Origin of the sequence: Streptomyces sp. NBC_00102 (assembly GCF_026343115.1) — a bacterium.
Taxonomy (GTDB): Bacteria; Actinomycetota; Actinomycetes; order Streptomycetales; family Streptomycetaceae; genus Streptomyces.
Genome location: NZ_JAPEMC010000002.1, coordinates 171,136 through 194,893, shown reverse-complemented (window position 1 = coordinate 194,893; position 23,758 = coordinate 171,136). Strand labels below are relative to the sequence as shown.

Genomic DNA, 23,758 nt, shown 5'->3' with positions numbered 1-23,758 from the left:
GTGTTGTCCCGGGCACGGGCCGGTCGGCCCCCTGCCTTCTCCCCTTTGATCTCTGGTTTCGCAGGAAGTGGATGTTCCATGGCTGAGGTTCTGGTTGTTGTCGATCACGTGGACGGTGCGGTGCGCAAGCCCACGCTGGAGCTGCTGACGCTGGCGCGGCGGATCGGTGATCCGGTGGCGGTGGCGTTGGGTGCGGGTGCGTCGGGCACGGCGGGTGTGCTGGGTGAGCACGGTGCGGTGCGGGTGCTGACGTCGGAGGCTTCGGAGTTCGCGGAGTTCCTGGTGGTGCCGAAGGTCGACGCGCTGCAGGCGGCGGTGGCGGCGGTGTCGCCGGTGGCGGTGCTGGTGCCGTCGTCGGCGGAGGGCAAGGAGGTCGCGGCGCGTCTGGCGGTGCGGATCGGTTCGGGGATCATCACGGACGCGGTGGATCTGGAGGCGGGTGAGTCGGGTCCGGTGGCGACGCAGTCGGCGTTCGCGGCGTCGTTCTCGGTGAAGTCGCGGGTCTCGCGCGGGGTTGCGGTGATCACGGTGAAGCCGAACTCGGCTCCGGTGGAGCCGGTGGCCGCGGCGGGTGCGGTGGAGGAACTGGTCGTGGAGTTCTCGGCGGCCGCGTCGGGGACGAAGGTGCTGTCGCGGACGCCGCGTGCGTCGTCGGGGCGTCCGGAGCTGACCGAGGCCGCGATCGTGGTCTCGGGTGGCCGGGGTGTCAACGGTGCGGAGAACTTCGCGGTGATCGAGGCGCTCGCGGACTCGCTGGGTGCGGCGGTCGGCGCGTCGCGGGCCGCGGTCGACGCGGGCTGGTACCCGCACACCAACCAGGTCGGTCAGACCGGCAAGTCCGTCTCCCCGCAGTTGTACATCGCGTCGGGGATCTCGGGTGCGATCCAGCACCGGGCCGGGATGCAGACCTCGAAGACGATCGTCGCGGTCAACAAGGACGCCGAGGCCCCGATCTTCGAGCTCGCCGACTACGGCGTCGTCGGCGACCTCTTCGACGTCGTGCCCCAGCTCACCGAAGAGATCAACGCCCGCAAGGGCTGAACACCCCCTTCCCCGCGACGCGCTCGCGGGGAAGAGGTGAGCGGCCGCGGGCCGGGACCGGGCGGGACACCCCGCACGACCCCGGCCCGCGGCCGCTCACCGTTGTCCGGACCCCACGGCCGACGCCTTCACTCCGCGGCGGACGAACCGGCTCCGAGATGCGCGGATCTGTCGGGCTTCCGATCCTGGCGCACCTCCTCCTCCGTCCCGTCCACGTCCTTCGGGAGCACCCGCAACCCTGGCGCGAGCACCAGGGTCACCGCGACGGAGACGGCCGCCATGGCCGTCATCGCCGTGGCCGGCGAGGTGAGTTCGGCAGCCGTACCGGCGAGGAGGGCGCCCACACCCTGCAGGGTGAGCAGGCCGGAGGAGTGCAGGCCGAGCGCCTGGCCGCTCAGCTCGTCGGGCGTCAGCCGCATCAGCCGTTCCTGGAGCAGGAGGCTCGCCGCGAAGCCGACGGACGCCAGAGTGACGGCCACCAGCGCGACGGGGAGTCCCGGTTCCAGGATGAACATCAGATAGGGGGCGGCGAGGACCAACCGCAGTGGGGCGCCCAGGCGTTCGCGCCACCACGGTGGAAGGAAGCGCCCCACGAGCGTGTCGCCCGCGAGCATGCCGAGGGCGGCGCAGGCGAAGAGAGCACCCGCGTGTTCGGGGTCGTAGGAGAGGTAGAGGGACTCGCACCCCGCGATGAGGCCGTTCGGTACCCACAGTGCCAGGTAGACGTAGCGGCGGGGCACGGAAGCCCACAGACGGGCGTTGACGCGCCAGGTGGCGGCGATCGACGGACGGCCGGTGGCACGGGGCGGCCGGTCGGTGAGGCCGAGGCGGGTCACCGTCGCGGCGGCCACGTACAGCAGCGCACCGACGAGCAGCGCACCACGCGCCGTGAGTAGGGTGACGAGGACGCCGCCGAGTGCGTAGCCGACGATCTGCAGGGTGCCGACGGCCATGTTGAGAACCGAACGGCCCAGCAGATAGCCGTCCTTGGTGAGGATCTCGTTGAGCAGGCCGAAGCGGATTCCCCCACCCGCGGAGGAGATCAGTCCTTGGGCCGCCAGGACGGTGAAGAGCGCCCACAGCGGAAAGCCGGGGACCGCCTGGACGGCGGCGGCCACCGCGAAACTCAGGGCGAGGCCCGTCATGGCTCCGCGTGGGCGCAGCCGGTCGGCGGCCGACAGCAGGGTGGCCGCGCCGACGACCTGGGCGAGAGAGGGTCCGAACATCGCCAGAGCGGAGAGCAGCGGGGAGCCGGTGGCGGAGTGGACCAGGGTGCCCAGCGCCAGCCCGCTCACCGTGGACGCGGCCACCGACAGTGCGCCGGAGAGGAAGAACGGGGTGAACTCCGGTGTACGGAATACTTCTTGATAGGTGCGCATGACCGGGAGTGTCCGAGGGGCCGCTGCGGCGCCGCCAATCTTTCGCGTGGAGGCTGAACAATGGGGCTCTGGCTGCTCGACACGGACACCTTGGCCCGCAGCCGGTTCGTGATCTCCCCCTTGGCCGAAACCGTCGCCACACTCTTCGGCCTCGAGGATGCCGTCGCCACCCACCCGGCCCAGCAGCGGTGGCTGGATGTCCACGTGCCCGCCTACCGCGAGCGGGCGGGCCGGGACCCGGTGGCGGCTGCCGTGATGCGGGCCGGGTACGGCCACGGCTGGATCGCCGACTTCCTCATTCCGGCGCCGGTGGGCGAGGGGACCCCGCGCATCGACGAGGAACTGCACCGCGTCCGGACCACCCCGGCCGCGTCCGCCCGCGCCGACCTGGTGACCGCCCTGGGCGGCAAGCCGCTCCCGCCCGTACTCCACCGTGACGACCTCCCCGAACGCACGGCCGACCTGCTGGAGTGGGTGTGGACCCACGTCGTCCTCCCGGAATGGGAGCGGCGGCGCCGCGTCCTGGAAGCCGATGTCGTCGCCCGTACGAAGCAGTTGAGCGACGGCGGCTGGGCCGAGGCTCTCGACAACCTGCGCCCCCGCACCCGCTGGCTGGGCGAGGGCCGGCTGCAGGTCAACGCCCATGCCCATCCGCCCCGCAGCATTGCCGGCGCACAGCTCCTGCTGGTCCCCGTCACTCCGCGCAGCGGCTGGGTCACCTGGGACGAGCCGCACCGGTATGCCGTGGTGTATCCGTGCTCGGGCGTGCTGACCGGCCAGGAGGACCGTCCGGCGCCCGACGCGCTCCGTGCCCTGCTCGGTCCGCACCGGGCCAGGGCACTCACCCTCCTGAGCACTCCCCTGAGCACCAGCCAGCTGGTGGCACTGACCGGTCTGGCGCTGGGCTCGGTGGGAAGGCATCTGAAGGTGCTGCTGAACGCGGGGCTCGTCCGTCGGCGGCGTGCGGGGCGGTCGGTGCTGTACTACCGCACCGGGGCGGGAGACCAGTTGGTCGAAGCTGCCCGGGACGTCCGGCCGGTGGGGTGAGGCCGGGTCCTGCACAGCTCCCCCGCACGCGGCTGGACCGGCATGGGGATGTGCGAGGTCGGCGACCTCTGACCGTGACACCCTCCCGGACGCACCTGCGGGCGCTCAGGCTTCTCCCCCGTCGGGGAAAGCCATGCCCGGGGCGCCCGCGGACTTCCGGACGTGGGCTCCGGGGCCTGGCACGCCCCTGGCACGCAGGCAGTCCTGCCCCCGTGACTCTGATTTCCCCTGCGCCTTCGCATGCCGCGAAGACGGTCGCCGCAGAGCTCGGCAGGCGACGGAGACCGCCGCCTGCCGGGCTCTCTCGATCTCATTCCACGGTGAACTTCTGGGCGTCGGCGCCGTTGCAGTCCCATATCTGGAGCCGCGTGCCGTTGGCGGTGGCGCCGTCGGGCGAGTCGACGCACCGGCCGCTCGTCGGGTTGGACAGCGAGCCGTTGGAGTTGGCCACCCAGTTCTGGTAGCCGCCGCCGTTGCAGGTGGCGAGCTGGAGCTTCGTACCGGCGGCGCTGTTGCCGCCGGCGATGTCGAGGCACTTGCCCAGCGTCCGCAGGGTCTGGCCGCTCCAGGTCCAGTGCTGGTCCTGGGCCGCCGACTGGCAGTCCCAGAGCTGGACCGCGGTGCCGTCGCCGCCGTTGTCGTCACCGGCCACGTCCACGCACTTGCCACCCGGGCCGGTGATCGTCCGTCCGCTCGTCGAACCGGAGCCGGGTGCCTTGTTGTAGACGGCGACCGAGTCGATGATCAGCTTGCCGCCGGAGACCATGGCCGCGTTCGGGCCACCGCCGAAGGCGTCCGGGAAGCCGCCGCCGATCGCCAGGTCGTAGATGATGTAGAAGGGGTGGTCGATCGCGTCGGCCCAGGTCGTCGCGTCGACCTGGTTGGCGTTGACGGTGAAGAAGTTGTTGCCGTCGAGGTAGAAGCGGACCTGCTCCGGCGACGTCGAGCGGTCGATCTCCACGGCGTAGTCGTGGAATCCGGTCTGGCAGCCCGAACAGGCGTGCTCGCCCGAGGTGATGCCGGTCCCCTCGTTGCACGGGCCGCCCGGGCTGACACCGCAGTGGATCGCGGCGAAGTTGGAGTTGCGGCCGTTGATGTTCTCCAGGATGTCGATCTCGCCGGACTTCGGCCAGGTGACGCCGGAGCGCAGCGGTGCGCCGAGCATCCAGAACGCCGGCCAGTAGCCGGCCCCGTTGGCGGTGGTGACGTTGGGCTGCTGGAGGACGGACTCCATGCGGACGACTCCGCCCGCCGGGGCGCCGAAGGTGGCCGCCTGGGTCTCCACCCGGCCGGAGGTCCATCCGGCCCTCGGGTCGGAGCCGGAGTGCAGCGCCTGGAGCACCAGATGGCTCTGGCCGTCGTAGTAGACGTTCGAGGTGCTGTTGGTCATGGTCTCGATCTCACCGGTACCGAAGTTGCTGCCCGGTCCGGTGTCGTACTTCCACAGGCTCTGGTCGATGCCGGTGCCGGACGCGCCGTTGAAGTCGTCACTCCAGGTGAGGGTGAAACCCGAAGGCGGCGCGGGCACCGACGCCTCCGCGCTCGCCGTCCCGCCGACGGTGGCCGCCACGGTGAGCGCGACGACGGGAAGCAGTCTCAGTGCCTTCGTCCACCCGCCACGCTGCGACCGAGCCCAGTTCACATGCATAGGTACGACCTCCGAGGAAAAGGTGCTGCCACGGGTTCGCCACGCCGCCGGTGACGGGGCATCGCCGGGTGCGGGGTGCTGGACGCGTTCGGCCCGCCGGCAGGCCCGACACCCGGAAATGTCATGTACGCAGCTTGTCGATCAACGTGACGTACGACAAGACAGCTGACACGTCTTCCTCACGAAGCACTCGCGTCTCTTCCGCCTCGTGTTCCCACACGTCGTTCCGGCGGCCCCTGCCCGGCGGGCGGCGCGAGCGCCCTCCGGAGAGGCCGCCCAGTGCCGCACGCGGACGGGCCGGGGCGGACCTCCCGCACAGTGAGGTCCACCCCGGCCCGTCGTGAGCGAGAGGCCGGCCACCCAAGGCGCCCCCTCGCTCAGCCTGCCGCCACCGGCTCCGGCGGGGTGATGCCGTACCCGGCGGCGCGCTCGATGAGGTCGCGCCAGACCTTCGGGGCCACTGGCAGGCCCTTCTCGGCGCGCTCGGCGGCCAGGGCCGCGCTCCGCTCGCCCGGGTAGAACACCCCGGAGGCGTCGTCGGCCCGGGGCAGTCCCTTGAGGGTGGTCAGCGTGGAGTCCACGGCGGCGGTGAAGGCCGCCGGGTCACCGAAGGCCGCCGGGTCCAGGGCGATGAGCAGCGCGTTCTGACGGTGCTTGCGCCCCTTCGGGTCGTCCGAGTGGAAGGAGGCGAAGATCGGTGCGCCGACGAGCACGCTGGTGAGCAGTTCGAAGGCGATCGACATGCCGGAGCCCTTGGCGCCGCCCAACGGCAGTGGCATGACCGCCTGTTCGGGGTCGGTGGTGGGGGTGCCGTCGGCGGTGGCCGCCGCTCCCTCGGGCAGCGGGGTACCACTCGCCTTGGCCTGGCGGATCTTGCCGAGGGCGATGGTGGCGGTGGCCATGTCGAGGACGAGCGGCGCGTGGGCGTCGGCCGGTACGGCGATGGCGAGCGGGCTGGTGGCGACGGCCGCGCCCTTGACCCCGGTGTAGCCCATGTTGGGCATGCCGGAGACGAACCCGATTCCGATGAGGCCCTGTTCGGCGATCTTCGACACGTAGTAGCCGATGGCCCCGGTGTGCACGGTGCGGCGGACGGCCACGGCGGCGATGCCGTTCGTACGGGCCCGGGTCACCGCTTCGCCGGCGGCGGCGGTGAGGGCGACCGGGCCGGGCGCGTGGTCGGCGTCGATGACCGTGGCGGCCGGCGTCGAGGACTCGACGGTGAGCTCGGCCTTGGCGTTGGCGATGCCTTTGGCCAGCAGGTCGAGGTAGGCGGGGACGCGGGCGACGCCGTGCGAGTCGACGCCGCGCAGCGCGGCCCAGACGAAGACGTCCGCGGTGGTGCGGGCGGCTTCGGCGTCCAGGCCGCCCTTCTCCAGGAGGGCGGCGGAGAAGGTGCGCAGGTCCTCGGCGGGGACCAGGACCTTGCCGGGCTTGGGGGCGGGGTGGTCGGTCATGGTGGCGGTACCTCCTGGTTCAGCGGGTGACGAGTACGTCGACGACGGCGGTGGTCCCGTCCGCGACGGCCTTGAGCGCGCGCTCCAGCGCGGGCTCAAGCGCGTCGGTGGTGTCGACGGTCTCGGTGTGCATCCCGAACGGCTCGGCGAACGCGGCGAGCCGGGGCAGCCGGTGCAGGTCGGTTCCGAGCCATTCACCGGTCTCGGCGGCTGCGCCCTCGGGGTAGAACCTGCGGTGGTTGAGGTTCATCGACTTGTAGACGCGGTTGTTGAACACCACGATGAGCACAGGCAGTTGGTACGTCTTCGCCGCGTCGTACGACTGGATCACCGGGTTGTAGGTGAACGCGCCGTCGCCGACGGTGAGGACCACCGGCTTGTCATCGGCGGCGAGTTTGACACCGAGGGCGACCGCGATGCCCTGTCCGAGTCCGCCCTGTACGTAGAAGTACGAGTCGGGGTCGGAGGTCAGCAGGTGCCGCTTCACCGTCTTGCTGTGGGTGATGGTCTCGTCGACGACGATCCCGCCGGTCCCGTCGAGGAGCCGGCGCAGGGTGGCGGCGACCAGGACCGGGTCCACCCCTTCGCTCTCCCGTGCCTTCGCCTCGGCGGCCGTGATCGCGGCCCGCTCGGTGGCGTACCGCTCCTCCTGCGCGGCGCGGCGCAGGGCGACGGCGGCGCGCTGATCCTCCGTGAAGTCCTTCGCCCGCTTGGTCAGTTGGCGCAGGGTGTTGGCGACGTTGCCTTCGAGGTACGCGTCGGCGAAGAGCACCTGGTAGACGATGTGCGGTCGCTGCGGTACCTCGTCGATGACGACGATCGTCGCCTTCGAGGGGCGGCGGCTCGGCGGGTAGAAGGGGACGCGGCAGTTGACCAGGAGGATCAGGTCGGCCTCGTCCATCCAGGGGCCGATGTCGCTGCCGGCGTGCAGCGGGTGGTTGCGCGGGAAGTTGCCGCAGACCGCCGAATCGGGTTCGACCACCGGGATGTTCCACGCCTCGGCGAAGGCGAGGAGTGCCTCGAAGCCGCCCGCCTCCCGGCCGGCCGTCTCGGTGACGATCACCGGGTTCTTCGCCTCGCGGATCAACTGGGCGACGGGGTCGACCTCTTCGGGCGAGCTGTGGGTGGAGCCGGGTGCGACGATCGGTTTGGCCCCTCGGCCGTCCCACTCCTCCAGGAGGATCTCCAGGGGGATGTTGAGGTAGGCCGGGCCGGCAGGTGCCCGCCAGGAGAGTTCCGCCGCCCGGGCGATCATGGTGGGCAGGGTGTGCACGCTGGCGGCCTCGGTGGCCCACTTCGTGAAGGGCTGGGCCACTCCGTGCGGGCCGCCCACGATCGAGAGGTTGCGGTACCACTGGCCGCCCGGGTCCTGCCCGGGGCCGTCGCCGTAGGTGCTGGACTCCGAGGAGGTGACGACCATGGGGACGCCGGCGAGCAGCGCCCCGTGGATCGCCATGGAGCCTTGGAGCAGGCCGGGGGCCGCGTGCAGCAGGACTCCCTGCGGGCGGCGGGTGACGAGGCCGTAGCCGGTGGCCATGCCGACCGCGACCGTCTCGTGGGTGAGGTCGAGGTAGCGGGGGGCCGGGTCACCGTCTCGGTGACGCCGGGCCAGTGACTCCCACACCGGGGCCCATTCGGACCCCGATGAGCAGAAGAGGTAATCGGCGCCGACGGCGTTGAAGGCGGAGACGACGGCGTCACCGCCGTCGACGCCTGGCGTGTTCTTACTGTCCGTCATCTCAGGTGTTCCCTCAGCCCTCGACCGGCCAGCCGAGGACCTCGCTGATGCCGCGGCCCATCATCCACTCAAGCTCCTCGGGGGTGAAATCCCAGTGCTTGGTGAACTGCTCGATGGTGTCGGTGTAGGTGATGCCGTGGCCGAGCAGGCGGGTGATGTCGGTGCCGTAGAAGCAGCGCTGCGGCCCCATCTTGTCGACCATCTCGCGGACGTACTTCTCGATGTTCTTGTTCGGGAAGGGCTCGGTGGAGTAGCCGGGCAGGGCCGAGACCTTGACGTAGATGTTGGGGTGCTGGGCGAGGTCGGCGGTCTCGGAGACCCAGTAGCCGATGGCGTCGTCGACGCAGCGGGCCATGATGCCCATGTGGTCGATGATGATCTTCAGCTCGGGGTGCTTGGCGGCGATCTGGCCGAGCTCCCGCTTCCAGATGGGCGCGTGGACCATCGTGGGGACGCGGAGCTCCTCGGCGATCGGCCAGTACCAGTCGTTGGTGCCGTCGATCATCCAGTTGCGGTCCTGCGGCCGGTGGAAGGTGAGGCGGGTGCCCTTGATGTGCGGGTTCTGCGCGAAGTCCCGCAGCATGGCCGTGCCCTCGACCTCGTTGTCCTGGGGGACACGGGCCATGATGCCGAAGCGGTCCGGGTGGGCCTCACAGGCTTCGAGGGCGTAGTCGATGCGGTTGCCCTCCCAGGACGGCGGGAGGATGAGGGCGCGGTTGACGCCGGCCTCGTCCATCAGCTCCAGGGCCTCTTCGTAGCTGAAGGCCTCTTCGCGGTGGCCGTTCAGGCGGATGCGCTCGCGGGCTCCGGGGACCCAGGGGCGGTCCGGGGCCTCTTCCTTCCAGATGTGGATCTGGGTGTCGACGACGAACATGGGGAACCTCTTCCGTTGCGGGGTGGGGTGGTGTGCGTCAGACGTTAGAGCTGGTGGGGGCGTTTGCTAAGACCCCGGGGGCGCAAGCAGTTGTTGCGCGGAACGGCAGGTCACGCCGGGGCGAACACGGCCTCGGCGATGTGCTCGGCGATGGCCATGGAGGCCGTGGCGGCCGGGGAGGGGGCGTTGCGTACGGCGGTGACGCGGCCGATCCGGTGGATGCGGAAGTCGTCCACGAGCGTGCCGTCCGGGTCGAGCGCCTGGGCGCGTACGCCGGCTCCCCCGCGGACTACGTCCCCGGGCCCGATGCCGGGGACGTACGCCCCCGCGTCCTTCATGAAGGCCTTGGTGGAGAACGAGCCGCGGTACTCCTTGATGCCCGTCCGCCAGTGCTGGGCGGCCATGCGCCAGGCCCCGGGGTAGGCGGCGAGCTGCGCCAGGTCCTTCACGGAGAACGTGGAGAGCTTGTAGCCCTCCCTGGCCAGCGCCAGGACGGCGTTGGGGCCGATCTCCACCGAGCCGTCGACCCGGGGGGTGAAGTGCACCCCGAGGAAGGGGTAGCGCGGATCGGGTACGGGGTAGACGAGGCCGCGTACCAGACCGGCCCGCTCCGGTCGCAGCAGCATGTACTCGCCCCGGAAGGGGACGATCCTGGGTGCCTTCTCGTCCTGGGCGAGCTTCGCGACGGCGTCGGACTGGAGGCCCGCGCAGAGGATCAGCCGGTCGACGCGTACGCGTTCCTCGCCCGAGGCCACCTCGATGCCCCCGGGCACCTCGGTGAGCGAGTCCACCGCGAAACCCAGTCGTACCTGACCGCCGGCGGTCTCGATGTCCTCGGCGAACTGCCGGGCGATCGCCGGGTAGTCGGTGATCGCGGTGCGGGGCGAGTGGAGGGCCGCGATGCCGCCGGCGTGCGGCTCGATCTCCTTGATCTCGTCCTTCGAGATCTTCCGCAGGTCGGGCACGTGGTTGTTCTTGGCGCGGTCGTACAGGCCCTCCATACGGCCGAGTTCGTCCTCGCGCACCGCCATGACGAGCTTGCCGATCTCCTGGTACGGCAGCTTCCTCTCCTGGCAGTACTCGCGCAGCAGGGACACGCCCCGTACGCACAGGTCGGCCTTGAGGCTGCCCGGGGCGTAGTAGATGCCTGCGTGCACCACGCCCGAGTTGTGTCCGGTCTGGTGGACCGCGACCTGCCGTTCCTTCTCGAAGACCACCACGCGGGTGCCCGGGCGGCGCAGCGCGATCTCGCGGCCCGTCGCCAGACCCACGATGCCGGCTCCGACGATGCCGACCGTTTCGTCGGTCATCGGCATCCTCCTTTCTTGCTGATGACGCTGGGTGGAGCTCGATGATGCCGGGTGACGGTGCGTCAGGCACCGAAGTGGAAGGCCACGGTCTTGACGCGGGTGTAGAAGCGCAGCGCTTCGGTGCCCTGCTCCTTGAACGCGGAGCCCGAGTCGCGGAAACCGCCGAAGGGGTGGTGCACGTCCCAGCCGGTGGTCGTGGTGTTGACGGCCACCTGTCCGCAGTCGGCCTCCTCGGCGAAGCGGTGGGCGGCGCGCAGGTCGCTGGTGAAGAGGGCGGCGGCGAGTCCGAAGTCGGAGTCGTTGACCTCCTCGACGGCCTCGTCGTAACCGTCGACGGCGCGGACGACGACGACCGGACCGAAGACCTCCTCGCGCCAGACGGCCATCTCGCGGGTCACGTCCGCGAGGACGGTCGGCAGGACCCAGCAACCGTGGGCGTACGCCTCGTCCTTCGGGGTGTCGCCGCCCACGAGGACGGTCGCCCCTTCCTGGACCGCGCGTGCGATGTCGGCGAGGACGCCGGCGCGCTGACCGGTGGAGACGAGCGGGCCGACGGAGAGGGTGTCCGCCTCCCGGGAACCGAGTCCCAGCGCGGCGACGGCGTCCAGCAGCAGCCCGGTGAACTCCTCGTACACGGACCTCTCGACCAGGACGCGGCTGGTGGCGGTGCAGCGCTGGCCGGTCTGCCCGAACCCGGCGGCGACCACCGCCTTGACGGCGGCCGTCAGGTCGGCGTCGGCGAGGACCACGGTGGCGTTCTTGCCGCCCAGCTCGCCCTGGAAGCGGACGTTGCGGTCGGCGAGCGAGCTGCGGATGGACTCGCCCACGGAGTTGGACCCGGTGAAGGTGACGGCGGCGATGCGCGGGTCCGCCAGCAGCGGGGCGGAGATCTTCCCGCCCCGGCCGGTGACCACGCCGAGCACCCCGGCGGGCAGGCCGGCGTCGTGCAGGGCGCGGGCCAGGTGGAGGCCGGACATCGGGGTCTCGGAGGCAGGCTTGAGGACGACCGCGTTGCCGGAGGCGAGGGCGGGTGCCAGCTTGCGGGCCGGGGTCAGCAGCGGGTCGTTCCACGGGGTGATCGCGAGGACGATGCCGAGGGGCTCGTGGTGGAAGCTGGTACGCGTCCCGGGCCGGGCGTCGTGGACGAGCGTGCCGTAACCGGTGCGGGCGAGAGAGGCGTAGTACTCGAAGAAGTCCGCGGCCTTCTGGACTTCGCCGCTCGCCTCCTGGAGGGTCTTGCCGTTCTCGGTGACCACCGCGTCGGCGATCTCGGCGGCCCGCTCCCGCAGCAGCCTGGCCGTCTCGTGGAACACCCGGGCCCGCTCGAAGGGGCTGGTGCGCCGCCAGAGCGCGAACCCCTTCTCCGCCTCGTCGTACGCCCGGGTGACCTCCTCGGCGTCGAGCGCGGGTACCCGGGCGACCGGGGTACGGGTGTCGGACGGGTCGTGGACCTCCAGCCATTCGCCGGCCGCCACCCACTGTCCGCCGAGAAGGGTTTCCATGGTGCGCATCTGGATCATTGCTCCCGTTCGACCGCGGCTGCGCGCGGTGTACAGATGAAACGGCGTGGTCGTCACGACAACACAGGAAGTCCGCGGGGGTGACCAGGCCCGCGGCGGCAGACATTGCTTGCACGTCACGCACGGGCCCACGCGCGTGGATCGTGCTGGAATCGGCACCGTTGAAGGCCGTGACGGAAGCCCTGACGAAGAAGGAGGCCGCACCATGGCATTCGCCGTGATCGCCCACTACAGCTGTGACCCCGCCGACGAGGACACGGTGCGTGCCGCGCTGCTGAAGATGCGCGGGCACACGCTGACCGAGCCGGGGAACCTCGGCTACGAGGTGCACGCGGAGGTGGACCGGCCGGGCGGGTTCGTGCTGTACGAGCGCTACGCCGACCGGGCCGGCTTCGACGCCCACGCGGCGGCGGACTACTTCGACGAGCTGATCGTCAGGACGGTGCGCCCGCTGCTGACCGACCGCGCGGTGACCTTCGCCCAGGTGCTGTGACCGGCGCCGGTGCGTGGATGTGCGGTACGGCGGTGGGGGCCGGGACCCGCGGGTGTCCCGGCCCCCACCGCCGTACGCGGATCAGAACTCGTTGCCCCAGCAGTAGCGGGCGAGGGTCTCCACCTGGACCAGCTTGCCGTGCTGGTCCTCGGCGCCGAGCAGCGGGCGGGCGGCCACGTCGGCGAAGCCCCGGGAGGGCGAGAGCGCCATGTCCTCAAGGTCCTTGACCTCGGCGGCCGCGTCGATGCGGGCCATCACCTCGTCGATCTCCTCCATCGCCGCGGTGGTCGCGTCCACCGCTCCGAGGCAGGCGTCGCGGTCCTCGGGGAGGGCGCGCAGCAGATCGAGTTCGGCGTCGGTGCCCCGGTCGAGGGGCAGCACCCAGCGGTCGGCGGGGACCGCCGCGTACAGCCGTTCGGCGCGGGCGCGGTCCACCGTGGCGGGGGCGGTCCAGCCGGGGGCGATGCCGATACGGACGCCCTCCGGGCGCTCGTCCAGCCGCACCGCGAGGGCTTCCACGGCGAGGGCGTCCTCGAAGGAGAGCGCACCGGTGGCGCCGGGTTCGGTGGCGGTGTGGGCGAGCAGCAGCGGGTTGTTCAGCTGGATCAGCCGCACCCCCTGGGCCACCAGCAGCTGGATCTCCGCGCGGATGATCTCCGCGAGGGCCTCGCCGAGTTCGCGGGCCGAAGCGGGGCCGCCCGCGCCGGCGAGGGCCGGGTCGAAGGTGGTGGCGGCGAGGTAGGCCGGGGAGGGCAGCGCGACCTTGGGCGCGACGACCGTCAGCTCGCCGAGCAGGCCGGCCCACTGGGCGACCAGCGGTCCGTCCGCCTTGGGGAGGGTTTCGGCCACCCAGCGGGCGAGGCCGCCGGTCTCCTCGCCGGTGCGGCGGAATCCGGTGACGCCTTCGAGGACCGCGCTGCGGAAATCCTCGCGGGGCAGGTCTCCGTCGGTGACGACGGTGGAGCGCAGCCGTCGCTGGAAGACCACGGCCTCCTTGACCGCGGCGAGTTCGGCCGCGCGCAGCGCCTCGGCGTCGCCGCTCTCGCGGGCGGCCAGCAGAGCGGGCGGCCGGACCAGGCTGCCGTGGTGGTCGATGCGGTAGTTGAACGTGTCCGCCATGGTTCAGGCGTCCTTTCCGGCGTTCGTGTCGGGCTTCCCGGAGACGCCCCAGGCGGCGAACTCCAGTTCGTAGCCGAGGGCGTCGAGGACCTCGTCGGCGATCGTCTGGTCTTCGTCCGCCGTGCCGCCGGCGATGCCGAGACCGCCGATGATCTCGCCGTCCTTCTTGATGGTCACGCTGCCCTCGGTGGCGAGGATGGGCATCGCGGCGCCGGGCAGCTGGGAGAGCTGGGAGAAGAAGACCGGCTGGCTCTCCTGCCACTTCTTCAGCATCTTGCCGGGGCGCTGCATGACGGCGGCCGTGTACGCCTTGGCGCGCGCGATGTCCGGGGTGAGCGGGCGGGCTCCGTCCGGTCGGCGGATGGCCACGGGGAAGCCTCCGGCATCCACCACGGCCACGCTCACCGCCTTGCCGAGCGCCTGGGCACGCTTGTGGGCCTCGTCGATGATCTCTTCGGCGGCGGCGAGGGTGATGTTGCTCATGCGGTTTCCTTCGGGGCGGTGAGGGTGCGGCGCAGCCGGGCGACGGCGGCGTTGTAGGGCTCCGGCGTCTCCCAGTACATGGAGTGCGGGGCGCCGGGGACGATCTCCAGGTGCGAGCCCTCGACCAGTTCGTGGGCGCGGGTGACCGTCTTGACGCTGAGTACCGCGTCCTTCTCGCCCGCGAGGAAGGCGACGGTGACGCCCGAGTCGCGGATCTCGTCCAGGCCGGGGCCGTTGGTGTCGAGGTTGCGCAGGTCCTGCATGGTGGCCGTGTTGAAGGTGCCCATCTGCTGGAAAAGGAAGGTGAGGTCCTTCCGATCCTGCTGGAACGGCCGGGTCAACAGCCGGTCGATGACGGGGAGTTTGACGGCTTCGGCGCGGTCGGCCGCGGCGAGTTCGGTGAGCTCGGGGTGACTGATGCCGCCCAGCGAGTGGCCGAGGACGACCGAGCCGACGCGCTCGGGGCGTACCAGGCCGGCGCGCAGGGCGGCGACGGAGCCGATGGACTGGCCCACCAGCATGGCATCGGTCAGGTCCTCCTGGTCGAGCACGGCGACGACGTCTCCGTAGAAGGCCTGACCGTCGAACTCGGTCTGCGGCGCGGACAGTTCGGTCCGGCCGAAGCCTCTCAGGTCGAGCGTGACGACGGTGAACTCGTCGCGGAGCGCAGCGACTTGCTGCCACCAGGCGGCGTGGTGGCCTCCCGAACCGTGCACGAACACGATCGCGGGGCCGCTGCCGTGGCGCTCGTAGTAGATGGACGCGCCGTCCGAATCGACGTAGGGCATGGATGGATCTCCTTTTCGCGGGGGCTGGTGTCGCGACTGGCCGTCTCTGCCCCCTGAGGGGCGGCGTCCGGTGCGTGCGGCGGCGCGTCGGCCGGAAGTCCTCGCGGCGGGGCCACCGGGGCTCCGGGTCGACGCGGCGGGCGGGCTTGCCGGGCGGTCGGGACTCCAGGGGCGGGCGTCAGTTGGGGCGCTTGCCGTGGAAGACCAGCTCGATCATGGTGTGATCCGGGTCGTGGATGTAGCAGAACTTCGACTGGTTCTCGGGGCGTTCGACGGGACGGGTGTGCCGGATGCCCAGCTCGGCGAGGTGCTCCATGAAGTCGTCCCAGTCGTCGACCTCCATGGCGAAGTGGTACGGCGCCATCCGCTCCATGGCCTCGACCGGGGTGAAGTGGAGGTCGAAGTTGCCGCGGGTCATCAGCACCACGCGGGTGTTGGACTTCGGCATGATCCGCTTCATCCCGAAGACCTTGGCGTACCAGGCGGCGGTCCGGTCGGGATCGGTGGTGGGGAAGTTGACGTGGTGGATGTAGCGAGGTTCCTTGCTCACGGCGTACTGCCTTTCGGGGGGGAGGGTTTCGGGACCGCTCAAGGGGTGTCCCGCGATTCGTCGCGCACCCGCCATGAAGGGCGGGACATTCCTCAGGTGCGGCCGGGCTCGGCGAGGACGGTGTTCGACAGGACGCCGATGCCACTGATCTCGACGTCGACGGTGTCGCCGGCCTCGATCTGGCTGGTGGACTCGGCACCCATCCACAGCACGTCACCGGGGTGCATGGTGATGTGCTTGGTGATCTCGACCATGTAGTCGTACGGGTCGAAGACCATGTCGCCGGTCGGGAAGAGCGCGCGGGTCTCACCGTTGACGCGCAGGGTGGTGGTCTGCGCCAGCGCGTCGACGTCGGTCTCGATCCAGGGGCCCATCGGCTTGAAGGTGTCGCTGTTCTTGGCGCGCCAGAACGTGCGGTCCTCGTGCTGCCAGGCGCGGGCGCTGACGTCGTTGCCGATCGTCCAGCCGAAGACGGCGTCCCGCGCCTGCTGGTACGTGGCGTGCCGCAGCGTCCTGCCGATGACCGCGACCAGTTCCGGTTCGGCCTCGAACCGGCCGCGTACCCCGGCGGGTTTCACGATCGCCGTACCGTGGCCGGTCAGCGCGTTGTTGGCGCGGTAACCGGCCTCGGGGCGCTCCGGCACGACTCCGGCCTTGTCGCCGAGCAGCCGGGCGTGCTCGATGTGGCGCGGGTAGTTCATGCCGACGGCGTAGAAGACGGGCGGGACGACGGGCGGCAGCCAGTCGGCTTCGGCGAACGGGATGGTGCCGATGACGGTGGGGTCGCCGTCCAGCGGGGAGTCTGAGAGCAGGCGTACGGAGTCGTCCTCCACGCGCCCCCAGACGGCCCGGCCGCCCACCCGGACTCGGGTGTATCGCATGGTGACTCAATCCGTCAGCAGGTGGGAGACGCGCTTGGTGACCAGGTAGGCGTCCAGGCCCTCCGGGCCGCCCTCGCGTCCGTAGCCGCTGGCCTTGACTCCGCCGGACGGTGCCTCGTGGGTCGATCCGCCGCAGTGGTTGATGGAGAGGATGCCGGCCTCGAACTCTCGGGTGAGGCGCTCGGCGGTGGCGGCGGAGCGGGTGAAGCCGTACGCGGCGAGCCCGTAGGGCAGCGAGTTGGCGATCCGAAGGGCCTCGTCGAGTTCGCGGAAGGCGACGATGGGCGCGAGCGGACCGAAGGGCTCCTCGGACATGAGCGCCGCGTCCTCGGGGACGTCGGTGAGAACGGTGGGGGCGAAGAAGTAGCCCGCGCGGTCGAGTCGCTCGCCGCCGGTACGGATCTTCGCACCCTTGGCGACGGCGTCGGCGGTGAGCTCCTCCATCGCCCGCAGCCGTCGCTCGTTGGCGAGCGGGCCCATGGTGACGCCCGCGTCCGCCCCGTCGCCGACCACGACCGCCTCGGCGGCGCGGACGAACTCCTCGGTGAACTCCTCGATCAGGCTCTCGTGGACCAGGAAGCGGCTGGGCGAGGTGCAGACCTGGCCGGCGTTGGCGAACTTGGCGGCGGCGGCGCGGCGGGCGGCGGAGACCGGGTCGGCGTCCGCGCACACGATGACCGGGGCGTGTCCGCCCAACTCCATGAGGGAGGGCTTCATCTCGGCCCCGGCCGCGGCGGCGAGCAGCTTGCCGACCGGCACCGAGCCGGTGAAGGCGACGAGCCGGGTGGCGGGGTGCGCGATGAGGTGCGCGGAGACCTCGGCGGGCTCGCCGAAGACCAGGTTGAGCACACCGGCGGGGAGCCCGGCGTCCTCGAAGCAGCGGACCAGTTCGACGGCGGTCCCGGGGGTCTCCTCGGATGCCTTGATGACGAGGGAGCAGCCGGCCGAGAGCGCGGCGGCGATCTTTCGCATCGGTGATCCGGCGGGGAAGTTCCACGGGGTGAAGGCGGCGACCGGGCCGATGGGCCGGCGGCGGACGGAGAGCAGGGTGCCGTCCTCGGAGGGGATGATCCGGCCGTAGGCGCGGCGGGCGTCGTCGGCGTCCCAGCGCAGGGCTCCGGCGACCCGCTTCGCCTCTCCGGCGGCCTCGCGCAGGGGCTTGCCCTGTTCGCGGGTCATGACGCGGCCGACCCGGTCGGCGCGGGAGACGAGCAGCTCGGCGGCCTTGTGCAGGATCGCGGTGCGCTCGGCTATCGGTGTGTCGCGCCAGAGCGCGAAGCCGGCCTCCGCCGCTTCGGCGGCGCGGTCGAGGTCGGCGGTGGTGGCGAGCGGGACGTGGCCGATCACCGTTTCGGTGGCCGGGTTCACGACCGGTACGGTCGCTCCGGCCCCGCCCTCGCACCATTCGCCCGCTATGTACATGCGGATGGCGGGGTAGTCGTCGTGGGTCGTCATGGGTGCGTGTGCCCTCTCACGCTCGGCGGGTGGGGTGTCGGGATGCGGTGGTTCACATGACGGAGTCGCGGACCGGTCAGGAGGCGGGGTTCCCGGAGGCGTCACGGGAGGTGCGCAGGGTCCAGATGTGGTGGGGCGGGGTGGTCTCGTGGACGCGGGTCTCGTACGAGGCGTCGACGCGGTCCATGTCCGCCGCGTACTCGACACGGCCGCCGCAGGGCGCGTGTACGAAGCGGAAGACGTTGGAGCCGACGGTGTGCCGCCCGAGCCTGCGGGCTTCCTGCCATCCCTGGGCGATCATGTGGTTGCCGCCCTCGATCACGTCGTCGAAGCCGGGGACCTCGTAGGAGACGTGGTTGACGCCGGCCCGGTCGGGGCGGTGGCAGAGCAGGAAGTTGTGCTGGTCGTCGTCGCCCTCGCACTGCATGAAGGTGCCCATCGGCTTGACGACGTCGGTCGCCCGGAAGCCGAGCCGGTCGAGGTAGAAGGCGACGGCCTCTTCCTGTCCGGCCTTCGGGATGTTGAGGGCGACGTGGCACATGCGCAGCGGGCGGACCTGGCCGACGGGCTCCAGCGGGGTGTTCCAGCGGCGCACGCTGCCGGAGACGTTGGCCTCGCGGGGTCCGCCGGGAGTGCCGGGCGCCTTGGGGCGGGCGAGGGTGAGGCCGAGGCCGAAGCCGGTCTCGTCCCGGGTGCGGTGCACCCCGTCGCCGGTGAGGGTGACCTCGCGGTCGACGGCGACCCGGGCGACGAGCTCGGCCAGTTCCGCCTCGGTGTCGACGCCCCAGACCACCTCGCGCAGGGTGGGGCCGTCTTCCAGGGCCGGTGGCAGCGAGGGGTCGGGGTGGGTGTCGAGGTGGAGCGTCTGGCCCGCCGGCGTCTCGAAGGTGGCGCGGGTGGTGGTCCGTTCCACCGGGATCAGTCCGAAATCCGTGAAGAAGCGGACACATTCGTCGAGGTCGTCGATGCTGTAGGTGACCGACTCGATTCTCTGGATTCCCATGAACTCCTCATTTCGCGGGCCGCGGGCGCCAAGGGCTGTCCCGCAATTCGTGGTGGATCGGTGCGCGGCGTCAGATGCGGTGCATCGCAAGGCGGAGGAGCGTTCGCATACTGGATGTATGGGTACGTTCCGACAACGCGGCGAGATGCCGTAGCTGACGTCGCGCACCCGCCAGGAATTTCGGGACAGCCCTTGGACGCATGACACCGGCCCGGTCAGCATAGAAATCGGGACGCGCAGCCTCAACGGCCCGGCATTTCGTAGAGTGCAATCATTTCTTGCGCGGATCGTCGCGTCGTCCGGCCGGTGCCGATGAACCGCATGTCTCACATGGCGGGAATCGGGTTCTCCGAGAACCACCTGGCGAGGAATTCGAGGAAGACGGTCACCTTGCGCGGCGTCTCCTGCCCGGGGCCGTAGATGGCGTACAGCGGCCGGTCGGGCACCGCGAGTTCGGGGAGCAGTACCCGGAGCGCGCCCGAGACCAGGTCGTCGTAGGCCGGCCGCTGTGGGAGCAGGGCGATTCCCCGGCCGTGCACGGCGGCTTTCTGCAGCGCGATGTAGGAGTTGGAGGAGAACGCCACGTTACGGATCTTGTGCAGGGTGCTCGCGTGGCCGTGCCCGACCCGCCAGACGGGGTCGTTGACGTGGACCAGGCAGTCGTGGACGGCGATGTCGTTCGGGTGGAGGAGCGTCCCGTGCTCCTCCAGGTACTTCTCCGACGCGCACAGCACGAAGGGCAGTGAGGCGATTTTCTTCAGCCGGACACTGGAATCCCGCAAGTCGCGCGTGTGGAAGGCGATGTCGAATCCGCCGTCCAGAAAATCATAGGTGCGATCCGATATGCCGCCCAGCTCGAATCGGACGACGATTTTCGGATGAGCCACGGAGAACGCGGATATGGCGTCACCGAGATCGAGGCTGCCTATCCACTTCGGACAGATGATGTTGAGCGACCCCTCCGGCCGGTCGTGGAGCTGCGCGATGTGGGAGTCCTCGGCGGAGATCTCCTCCAGGATGCGCGCCGCGAACTCCGCGTAGCGGAGCCCGGGCTGGGTGAGGCTGACGGAGCGGGCCGTGCGGTTGACGAGGCGGACCCCGATCTGGCGTTCCAGTTCCGCGACGTGGCGTGAGATGAGCGATCCCGAGGAGCTCAGCGCTTTGGCCGCCCCGCTGAAGCTGCCGATGTTGGCGACGGTGACGAAGCTGCGCATGAGGAGCAGACGGTCCATGGTGGTACCTCCGGCCGTTCACGGCCCCAGTGGTGGCAGGGCCGTGTCGGGCGGGTTGTGCGGGTGGAGCCTCCGCGCTGCGCTCCGGAACGGGATCACTCAGCTGGGTTGCGCGGAATGGGGGTGGGCCCGGGGCTCAGGGGCAGTACTGCGGAGCCTTGTCCAGGTTGTCCTTGGTGACCAGCAGGATCGGCGTCTTGTCGATCTTGCTGATCTTCTTTTTGTCGAGCAGTCCTATCGCATTTGTCACGGCAAGGGAACCCGTGCTCATGGCCGAGTTCGCCACGGTTGCGGAGAGTTCGCCCTTCTCGACCCCTTCGAGCCCCCGGTCGGTGCCGTTGACGGTGACGATCTTGACGTCCTTGCCGGCCGCCGCGAAGGCCGTACGGGCGGCGAGCGCCATCTCCTCGTTCGCGACGAAGGCGTAACCGAGGTCCGGGTGCGCCTGGATCATGTTCTCGGCGACGTCCTTGGCCTTGGCGGCGTTGAACATGCCCGGCTGGTTCGCGACGACCTTCGCGGTGGCCGGCAGAGCCTTGGTGAATCCGGCGACCAGCATGTCGGAGGCGGCTCCCGGAGCACCGGCGATCACCCCGACCTCCACGGACTTGCCCGCGGCGTCCTTCTCGACCCAGCCCGCGTCCAGTGCGCCGACCGCGCCCAGGTCCACGACGACCGCGCCGAGGATCTCGGAGGGGTCGTCGGTGACGACGGAGGTGAGGAAGATCGGAATGTTGGCGCTCTTCGCCTTGGCTATGTCGCCCTTGAGCGCGTCGACGTTCACCGTCTGCACGATGAGCGCGTCGACGTTGCGCGAGATCATGTCCTCGATGTTGGACAGCTCGGTGCCGGGGTTCTGGTGCGAGTTGGCCGTGTAGATCTTCGCGTCGCCGGTCTTGGCGGTGTTCTCCACCGCCTTCTGGAGACAGGTGTGGAACTCCGTGTCACCGCCGTTGACGAAGCCGAGGGTGACGGAGTCGCCGCCGCCCGAACCGGACTGGCCGCTGCAACCGCTGAGAGCCAGCGCGGCTCCCACGACGGCCGTGGCCAGTACTCTTCGCGGGTGGGTGGTCAGGCTCATGGTGTATCGCCTTTCGTGGCGTGCGTGGGACGTCTTCGGCCTTGCACAGATGTCGGGCCGCGGTGCCGGTGGGACCGACTGCCCGACGGGGCACTTCAGTTGTGGGACCTCTTGTGGAGCTGGTTGGCGATCGCCGCGACGAGCAGGACCGAACCGACCGAGATCTGCTGGAAGTAGCTGGAGACCTGAAGCAGGTTCAGGGCGTTCGCGACGACTCCGAGCAGCACGACACCGAGCGCCGTGCCGACGACGGTGCCGCTGCCGCCGGCGAGCGAGGTTCCGCCGATGACGACGGCGGCCACGGCGGTGAGTTGCAGGGTGAGACCGCCCGTTCCGGGGCTGCTCGCGCCGAGCCGGGACAGCAGCATCAGCCCGGCGAGTCCGGCGAGGGTGCCTGCCAGCCCGTAGAGCAGGAGCTTGTTCCGGTTGACGCCGATGCCGCTGAGGCGGGCGACGTGCTCGTTGCCCCCGATGGCGAACGCGTCGCGGCCGAAGACGGTGAACTTCATGACCACTCCGGCCACCACCAGTACCGCGATCGCCACGATCAGCAGATAGGGGATGCCGAGGATTTTGCCGTTGCCCAGCGAGGAGAGGTGGGTTCCGATGGACACGCTCAGACCGTCCAGGACGAGCAGGGCGACCCCGTCCAGCAGGGTGGCCGTGGCCAGTGTGGCGACGAACGGAGCCACGTTCGTGTAGGTGACCACGAGTCCGTTGACCAGACCGATGAGGGTCGCCAGCACCAGGGAGACGACGACCGTCACCGTCGTGGACTCACCGTGGGCCAGCATCTGGGCGGCCACCGCGGTGATGACGGCCGCGTTGCTGCCCATGGAGAAGTCCATGCCTCCGGCCGTCATCAGCAGTGTGAGACCGGCGGCGAGCACCGCGGAGACGCTGACCTGGCGGAGGACGTTGATGAGGTTGGTCGAGCTGGCGAAGGAGTCCGTCTCCAGGCTCGCGAACACCACCACGATGATCAGTACCGCGACGAGTCCCGCGTGCGGGACACCGAGGAGGGACCGCAGCGAGGTACGTGACCCGGAAGCGGTGTCCGGGGCGCTTTCTTTCGCTCGGGGCTGTACCGGGGGCGCTTCGAGGCTCACTTGCTCTGTCCTCCGAGGGCGAGGGCGACGAGTTGGTCGCGGGTGATGGTGTTGACGTCGTGTTCGGCGACCGCCCGTCCCGCGCTGACGACGATCACCCGGTCGGCCAGCCGCACGACCTCCTCGGCGGAGGAGGAGGCGAGCAGTACGGCGACGCCGCGTGCGGCGAGGTCGTCGACGAGGGTGTGGATGTCCGCGATCGCCGCGATGTCGACACCGTTGGTGGGGTCTTCGAGGAAGCAGGCGACGGGCGCCGTCTCCAGCCACTTCGCCAGCAGGACCTTCTGCTGGTTGCCTCCCGAGAGCCGGCCGACGGCCGGGTTGCGGGTCAGCGAGACGACTCCGTAGCTCTCCCGCCGCGGGGCGGCCCGGCGGGTGAGCGCGGACCAGCGCTGGAGGCGTCGCCGTTCCAGGCGGTCGCTGGCCAGCATCAGGTTCTCGTCCAGGGAGAGTTCCGGGATCAGCCCGAGGGCCCTGCGGTCGCCGGTGACGCAGCGCAGACCACTGGCGAGCGAGCGGGGTATCCGGCCGAAGGGGACGGCCCTGCCGTCCACGGTCATCGCGCCGGAGTCGGGGCGCCGGCGGCCGGAGAGCAGGTCGAAGAGGCGTGACTGCGCGTCCCCGGCGGGGCCGAGGACGGCCACGATCTCGCCCTTGCGCACGTCGACCGCGAAGTCCTCGATGGTGCGCCCGTCGTTGAGTCCGCGGACCGAGAGACCGATCTCCCCCTTGGGAGCGGGGCGTTGGGGCCGGGTCGAGACGACGTCCCGGCCCACCATGGAGCGGACCAGCCCGGCGGCGTCGGTCTCGGCCGCCGGTCCGCTGTGCACCACCGCGCCGTCCCGCAGGACGGTGACGTGGTCGGCGACGGACAGCACCTCGTCGATGTAGTGCGAGATGTAGACGACGGCCATGCCCTCGTCCCGCAGGGTCCGTACCAGCGCCCTGATCCGGTCGGCGGCCTCGGCACCCAGACAGGCGGTCGGCTCGTCGAGGATGAGGACCTTGCCGCCGCGCCGGACCTCGCGGGCGACCTCGACCATGGTCTGTTCCGCGACGGTCAGCCCGCCCGCGGTCCGCTCCACGTCGATGCTGATGCCCAGGTCCGCGAGGGCCTTGCGGGCCTGCTCCCGGACCGACTTCCAGGCGACCAGGGCGCGGGGCGCGGGCAGGTCGCCGAGGAGGATGTTCTCGGCGACGGTCAGTTCCATGACCAGTTCGCGGCGCTGGGGCACGGTCGAGATACCGAGCCGTCGCGCCTGGCGCGTCGACAGGCCGGGCTGCGCCTGCCCGTCGATCTCCACGGTGCCGCCGTCCGCCTGGTGGACCCCGGCCAGCACCTGTACGAGGGTGGACTTGCCGGCCCCGTTCATACCCATCAGGGCGTGGATCTCGCCCGGCCTGATGTCGAGGGAGACCCCTTTGAGGGCGGCGGCCCCGCCGAAGCTCTTGTGGAGGTCCCGTATCCGGACCACCGGCTCCCGGGGCGCTCCGACGGCGGTGTCGGTGGTGGGGCTTCCGTGGAGCGCGGTACTGGGTGTCACGTCGGT

At 70.7% G+C, this 23,758-nt stretch carries 21 protein-coding genes; 3 read left to right on the top strand and 18 right to left on the bottom strand.

Features of this window, described 5'->3' with window-relative positions; all coding sequences use genetic code 11:
• Positions 1–78: 78 nt before the first annotated feature.
• A complete protein-coding gene (locus OHA55_RS28405) occupies positions 79–1,041 on the top strand; it encodes an electron transfer flavoprotein subunit alpha/FixB family protein (protein ID WP_266711658.1) in 963 nt (320 codons plus the stop codon).
• A 128-nt stretch (positions 1,042–1,169) separates the two neighbouring features.
• On the opposite strand, the gene OHA55_RS28400 is transcribed toward OHA55_RS28405, so the two are convergent.
• Positions 1,170–2,420: an MFS transporter gene (locus tag OHA55_RS28400; RefSeq protein ID WP_266711656.1), complete on the bottom strand. Its 1,251-nt coding sequence runs from the start codon at positions 2,418–2,420 to the stop codon at positions 1,170–1,172.
• Positions 2,421–2,480: 60 nt separating this feature from the next.
• On the opposite strand from OHA55_RS28400, the gene OHA55_RS28395 reads away from it, so the two are divergent.
• The gene (locus OHA55_RS28395; protein WP_266711654.1) at positions 2,481–3,467 is read left to right on the top strand and encodes a helix-turn-helix transcriptional regulator; all 987 of its coding nucleotides are present in this window, start codon (positions 2,481–2,483) and stop codon (positions 3,465–3,467) included.
• Between the two features lie 310 nt (positions 3,468–3,777).
• Here the strand turns inward: OHA55_RS28395 and OHA55_RS28390 are convergent, their stop codons facing one another.
• The 6 genes from OHA55_RS28390 to OHA55_RS28365 all read right to left on the bottom strand — a co-directional run bounded on the left by OHA55_RS28390 (position 3,778) and on the right by OHA55_RS28365 (position 12,005).
• Positions 3,778–5,115: a ricin-type beta-trefoil lectin domain protein gene (locus tag OHA55_RS28390; protein WP_266711652.1), complete on the bottom strand. Its 1,338-nt coding sequence runs from the start codon at positions 5,113–5,115 to the stop codon at positions 3,778–3,780.
• A gap of 377 nt (positions 5,116–5,492) precedes the next feature.
• On the bottom strand, positions 5,493–6,572 hold the full coding sequence (locus OHA55_RS28385; RefSeq protein ID WP_266711650.1) for an Ldh family oxidoreductase: 1,080 nt from the start codon (positions 6,570–6,572) through the stop codon (positions 5,493–5,495).
• A gap of 19 nt (positions 6,573–6,591) precedes the next feature.
• Positions 6,592–8,310, bottom strand: coding sequence for a thiamine pyrophosphate-dependent enzyme (locus tag OHA55_RS28380; RefSeq protein ID WP_266711648.1), 1,719 nt, complete (start codon positions 8,308–8,310; stop codon positions 6,592–6,594).
• 13 nt (positions 8,311–8,323) lie between these two features.
• Entirely contained in the window at positions 8,324–9,184 is an 861-nt protein-coding gene (locus OHA55_RS28375) for an amidohydrolase (protein ID WP_266711646.1), read from the bottom strand.
• Between the two features lie 110 nt (positions 9,185–9,294).
• A complete protein-coding gene (gene lhgO, locus OHA55_RS28370) occupies positions 9,295–10,494 on the bottom strand; it encodes an L-2-hydroxyglutarate oxidase (RefSeq protein WP_266711644.1) in 1,200 nt (399 codons plus the stop codon).
• Between the two features lie 62 nt (positions 10,495–10,556).
• Positions 10,557–12,005: an aldehyde dehydrogenase gene (locus OHA55_RS28365; protein WP_266711642.1), complete on the bottom strand. Its 1,449-nt coding sequence runs from the start codon at positions 12,003–12,005 to the stop codon at positions 10,557–10,559.
• Positions 12,006–12,219: 214 nt separating this feature from the next.
• On the opposite strand from OHA55_RS28365, the gene OHA55_RS28360 reads away from it, so the two are divergent.
• Positions 12,220–12,507, top strand: a complete 288-nt coding sequence (locus OHA55_RS28360) for a putative quinol monooxygenase (protein ID WP_266711640.1) — start codon at positions 12,220–12,222, stop codon at positions 12,505–12,507.
• A gap of 81 nt (positions 12,508–12,588) precedes the next feature.
• Here OHA55_RS28360 and OHA55_RS28355 read toward each other — a convergent pair whose 3' ends face one another.
• From OHA55_RS28355 to OHA55_RS28305, 11 genes are all read right to left on the bottom strand, one after another.
• Positions 12,589–13,626, bottom strand: coding sequence for a methionine synthase II (cobalamin-independent)-like protein (locus tag OHA55_RS28355; RefSeq protein WP_266711638.1), 1,038 nt, complete (start codon positions 13,624–13,626; stop codon positions 12,589–12,591).
• A gap of 3 nt (positions 13,627–13,629) precedes the next feature.
• A complete protein-coding gene (locus OHA55_RS28350; RefSeq protein ID WP_266711636.1) occupies positions 13,630–14,109 on the bottom strand; it encodes a heme-binding protein in 480 nt (159 codons plus the stop codon).
• Positions 14,106–14,897, bottom strand: coding sequence for an alpha/beta fold hydrolase (locus OHA55_RS28345; RefSeq protein WP_266711634.1), 792 nt, complete (start codon positions 14,895–14,897; stop codon positions 14,106–14,108). Before OHA55_RS28345 ends, OHA55_RS28350 begins: the two co-directional genes overlap by 4 nt.
• Positions 14,898–15,075: 178 nt before the next feature.
• A complete protein-coding gene (locus OHA55_RS28340) occupies positions 15,076–15,447 on the bottom strand; it encodes a VOC family protein (protein ID WP_266711632.1) in 372 nt (123 codons plus the stop codon).
• Positions 15,448–15,539: 92 nt separating this feature from the next.
• Positions 15,540–16,328 (bottom strand): fumarylacetoacetate hydrolase family protein, encoded by a 789-nt coding sequence (locus tag OHA55_RS28335; protein ID WP_266711630.1) that lies wholly within the window; start codon positions 16,326–16,328, stop codon positions 15,540–15,542.
• Positions 16,329–16,334: 6 nt separating this feature from the next.
• A complete protein-coding gene (locus OHA55_RS28330) occupies positions 16,335–17,783 on the bottom strand; it encodes an NAD-dependent succinate-semialdehyde dehydrogenase (protein ID WP_266711628.1) in 1,449 nt (482 codons plus the stop codon).
• Between the two features lie 76 nt (positions 17,784–17,859).
• A complete protein-coding gene (locus tag OHA55_RS28325) occupies positions 17,860–18,786 on the bottom strand; it encodes a VOC family protein (protein ID WP_266711626.1) in 927 nt (308 codons plus the stop codon).
• A 326-nt stretch (positions 18,787–19,112) separates the two neighbouring features.
• Entirely contained in the window at positions 19,113–20,018 is a 906-nt protein-coding gene (locus tag OHA55_RS28320; RefSeq protein WP_266711624.1) for a LysR family transcriptional regulator, read from the bottom strand.
• A gap of 136 nt (positions 20,019–20,154) precedes the next feature.
• Positions 20,155–21,099: a sugar ABC transporter substrate-binding protein gene (locus tag OHA55_RS28315; protein ID WP_266711622.1), complete on the bottom strand. Its 945-nt coding sequence runs from the start codon at positions 21,097–21,099 to the stop codon at positions 20,155–20,157.
• 95 nt (positions 21,100–21,194) lie between these two features.
• On the bottom strand, positions 21,195–22,208 hold the full coding sequence (locus OHA55_RS28310; RefSeq protein WP_266711620.1) for an ABC transporter permease: 1,014 nt from the start codon (positions 22,206–22,208) through the stop codon (positions 21,195–21,197).
• Positions 22,205–23,752, bottom strand: coding sequence for a sugar ABC transporter ATP-binding protein (locus OHA55_RS28305; RefSeq protein WP_266711618.1), 1,548 nt, complete (start codon positions 23,750–23,752; stop codon positions 22,205–22,207). Before OHA55_RS28305 ends, OHA55_RS28310 begins: the two co-directional genes overlap by 4 nt.
• Positions 23,753–23,758: the final 6 nt, after the last annotated feature.

What these genes read in the sequence shown, in the direction of transcription:
- OHA55_RS28405 (WP_266711658.1), top strand. Translation starts at nt 79, where the DNA reads ATGGCTGAGGTTCTGGTTGTTGTCGATCACGTGGACGGTGCGGTGCGC.
- OHA55_RS28400 (WP_266711656.1), bottom strand. Translation starts at nt 2,420, where the DNA reads ATGCGCACCTATCAAGAAGTATTCCGTACACCGGAGTTCACCCCGTTC.
- OHA55_RS28395 (WP_266711654.1), top strand. Translation starts at nt 2,481, where the DNA reads ATGGGGCTCTGGCTGCTCGACACGGACACCTTGGCCCGCAGCCGGTTC.
- OHA55_RS28390 (WP_266711652.1), bottom strand. Translation starts at nt 5,115, where the DNA reads ATGCATGTGAACTGGGCTCGGTCGCAGCGTGGCGGGTGGACGAAGGCA.
- OHA55_RS28385 (WP_266711650.1), bottom strand. Translation starts at nt 6,572, where the DNA reads ATGACCGACCACCCCGCCCCCAAGCCCGGCAAGGTCCTGGTCCCCGCC.
- OHA55_RS28380 (WP_266711648.1), bottom strand. Translation starts at nt 8,310, where the DNA reads ATGACGGACAGTAAGAACACGCCAGGCGTCGACGGCGGTGACGCCGTC.
- OHA55_RS28375 (WP_266711646.1), bottom strand. Translation starts at nt 9,184, where the DNA reads ATGTTCGTCGTCGACACCCAGATCCACATCTGGAAGGAAGAGGCCCCG.
- lhgO (WP_266711644.1), bottom strand. Translation starts at nt 10,494, where the DNA reads ATGACCGACGAAACGGTCGGCATCGTCGGAGCCGGCATCGTGGGTCTG.
- OHA55_RS28365 (WP_266711642.1), bottom strand. Translation starts at nt 12,005, where the DNA reads ATGCGCACCATGGAAACCCTTCTCGGCGGACAGTGGGTGGCGGCCGGC.
- OHA55_RS28360 (WP_266711640.1), top strand. Translation starts at nt 12,220, where the DNA reads ATGGCATTCGCCGTGATCGCCCACTACAGCTGTGACCCCGCCGACGAG.
- OHA55_RS28355 (WP_266711638.1), bottom strand. Translation starts at nt 13,626, where the DNA reads ATGGCGGACACGTTCAACTACCGCATCGACCACCACGGCAGCCTGGTC.
- OHA55_RS28350 (WP_266711636.1), bottom strand. Translation starts at nt 14,109, where the DNA reads ATGAGCAACATCACCCTCGCCGCCGCCGAAGAGATCATCGACGAGGCC.
- OHA55_RS28345 (WP_266711634.1), bottom strand. Translation starts at nt 14,897, where the DNA reads ATGCCCTACGTCGATTCGGACGGCGCGTCCATCTACTACGAGCGCCAC.
- OHA55_RS28335 (WP_266711630.1), bottom strand. Translation starts at nt 16,328, where the DNA reads ATGCGATACACCCGAGTCCGGGTGGGCGGCCGGGCCGTCTGGGGGCGC.
- OHA55_RS28330 (WP_266711628.1), bottom strand. Translation starts at nt 17,783, where the DNA reads ATGACGACCCACGACGACTACCCCGCCATCCGCATGTACATAGCGGGC.
- OHA55_RS28325 (WP_266711626.1), bottom strand. Translation starts at nt 18,786, where the DNA reads ATGGGAATCCAGAGAATCGAGTCGGTCACCTACAGCATCGACGACCTC.
- OHA55_RS28320 (WP_266711624.1), bottom strand. Translation starts at nt 20,018, where the DNA reads ATGGACCGTCTGCTCCTCATGCGCAGCTTCGTCACCGTCGCCAACATC.
- OHA55_RS28315 (WP_266711622.1), bottom strand. Translation starts at nt 21,099, where the DNA reads ATGAGCCTGACCACCCACCCGCGAAGAGTACTGGCCACGGCCGTCGTG.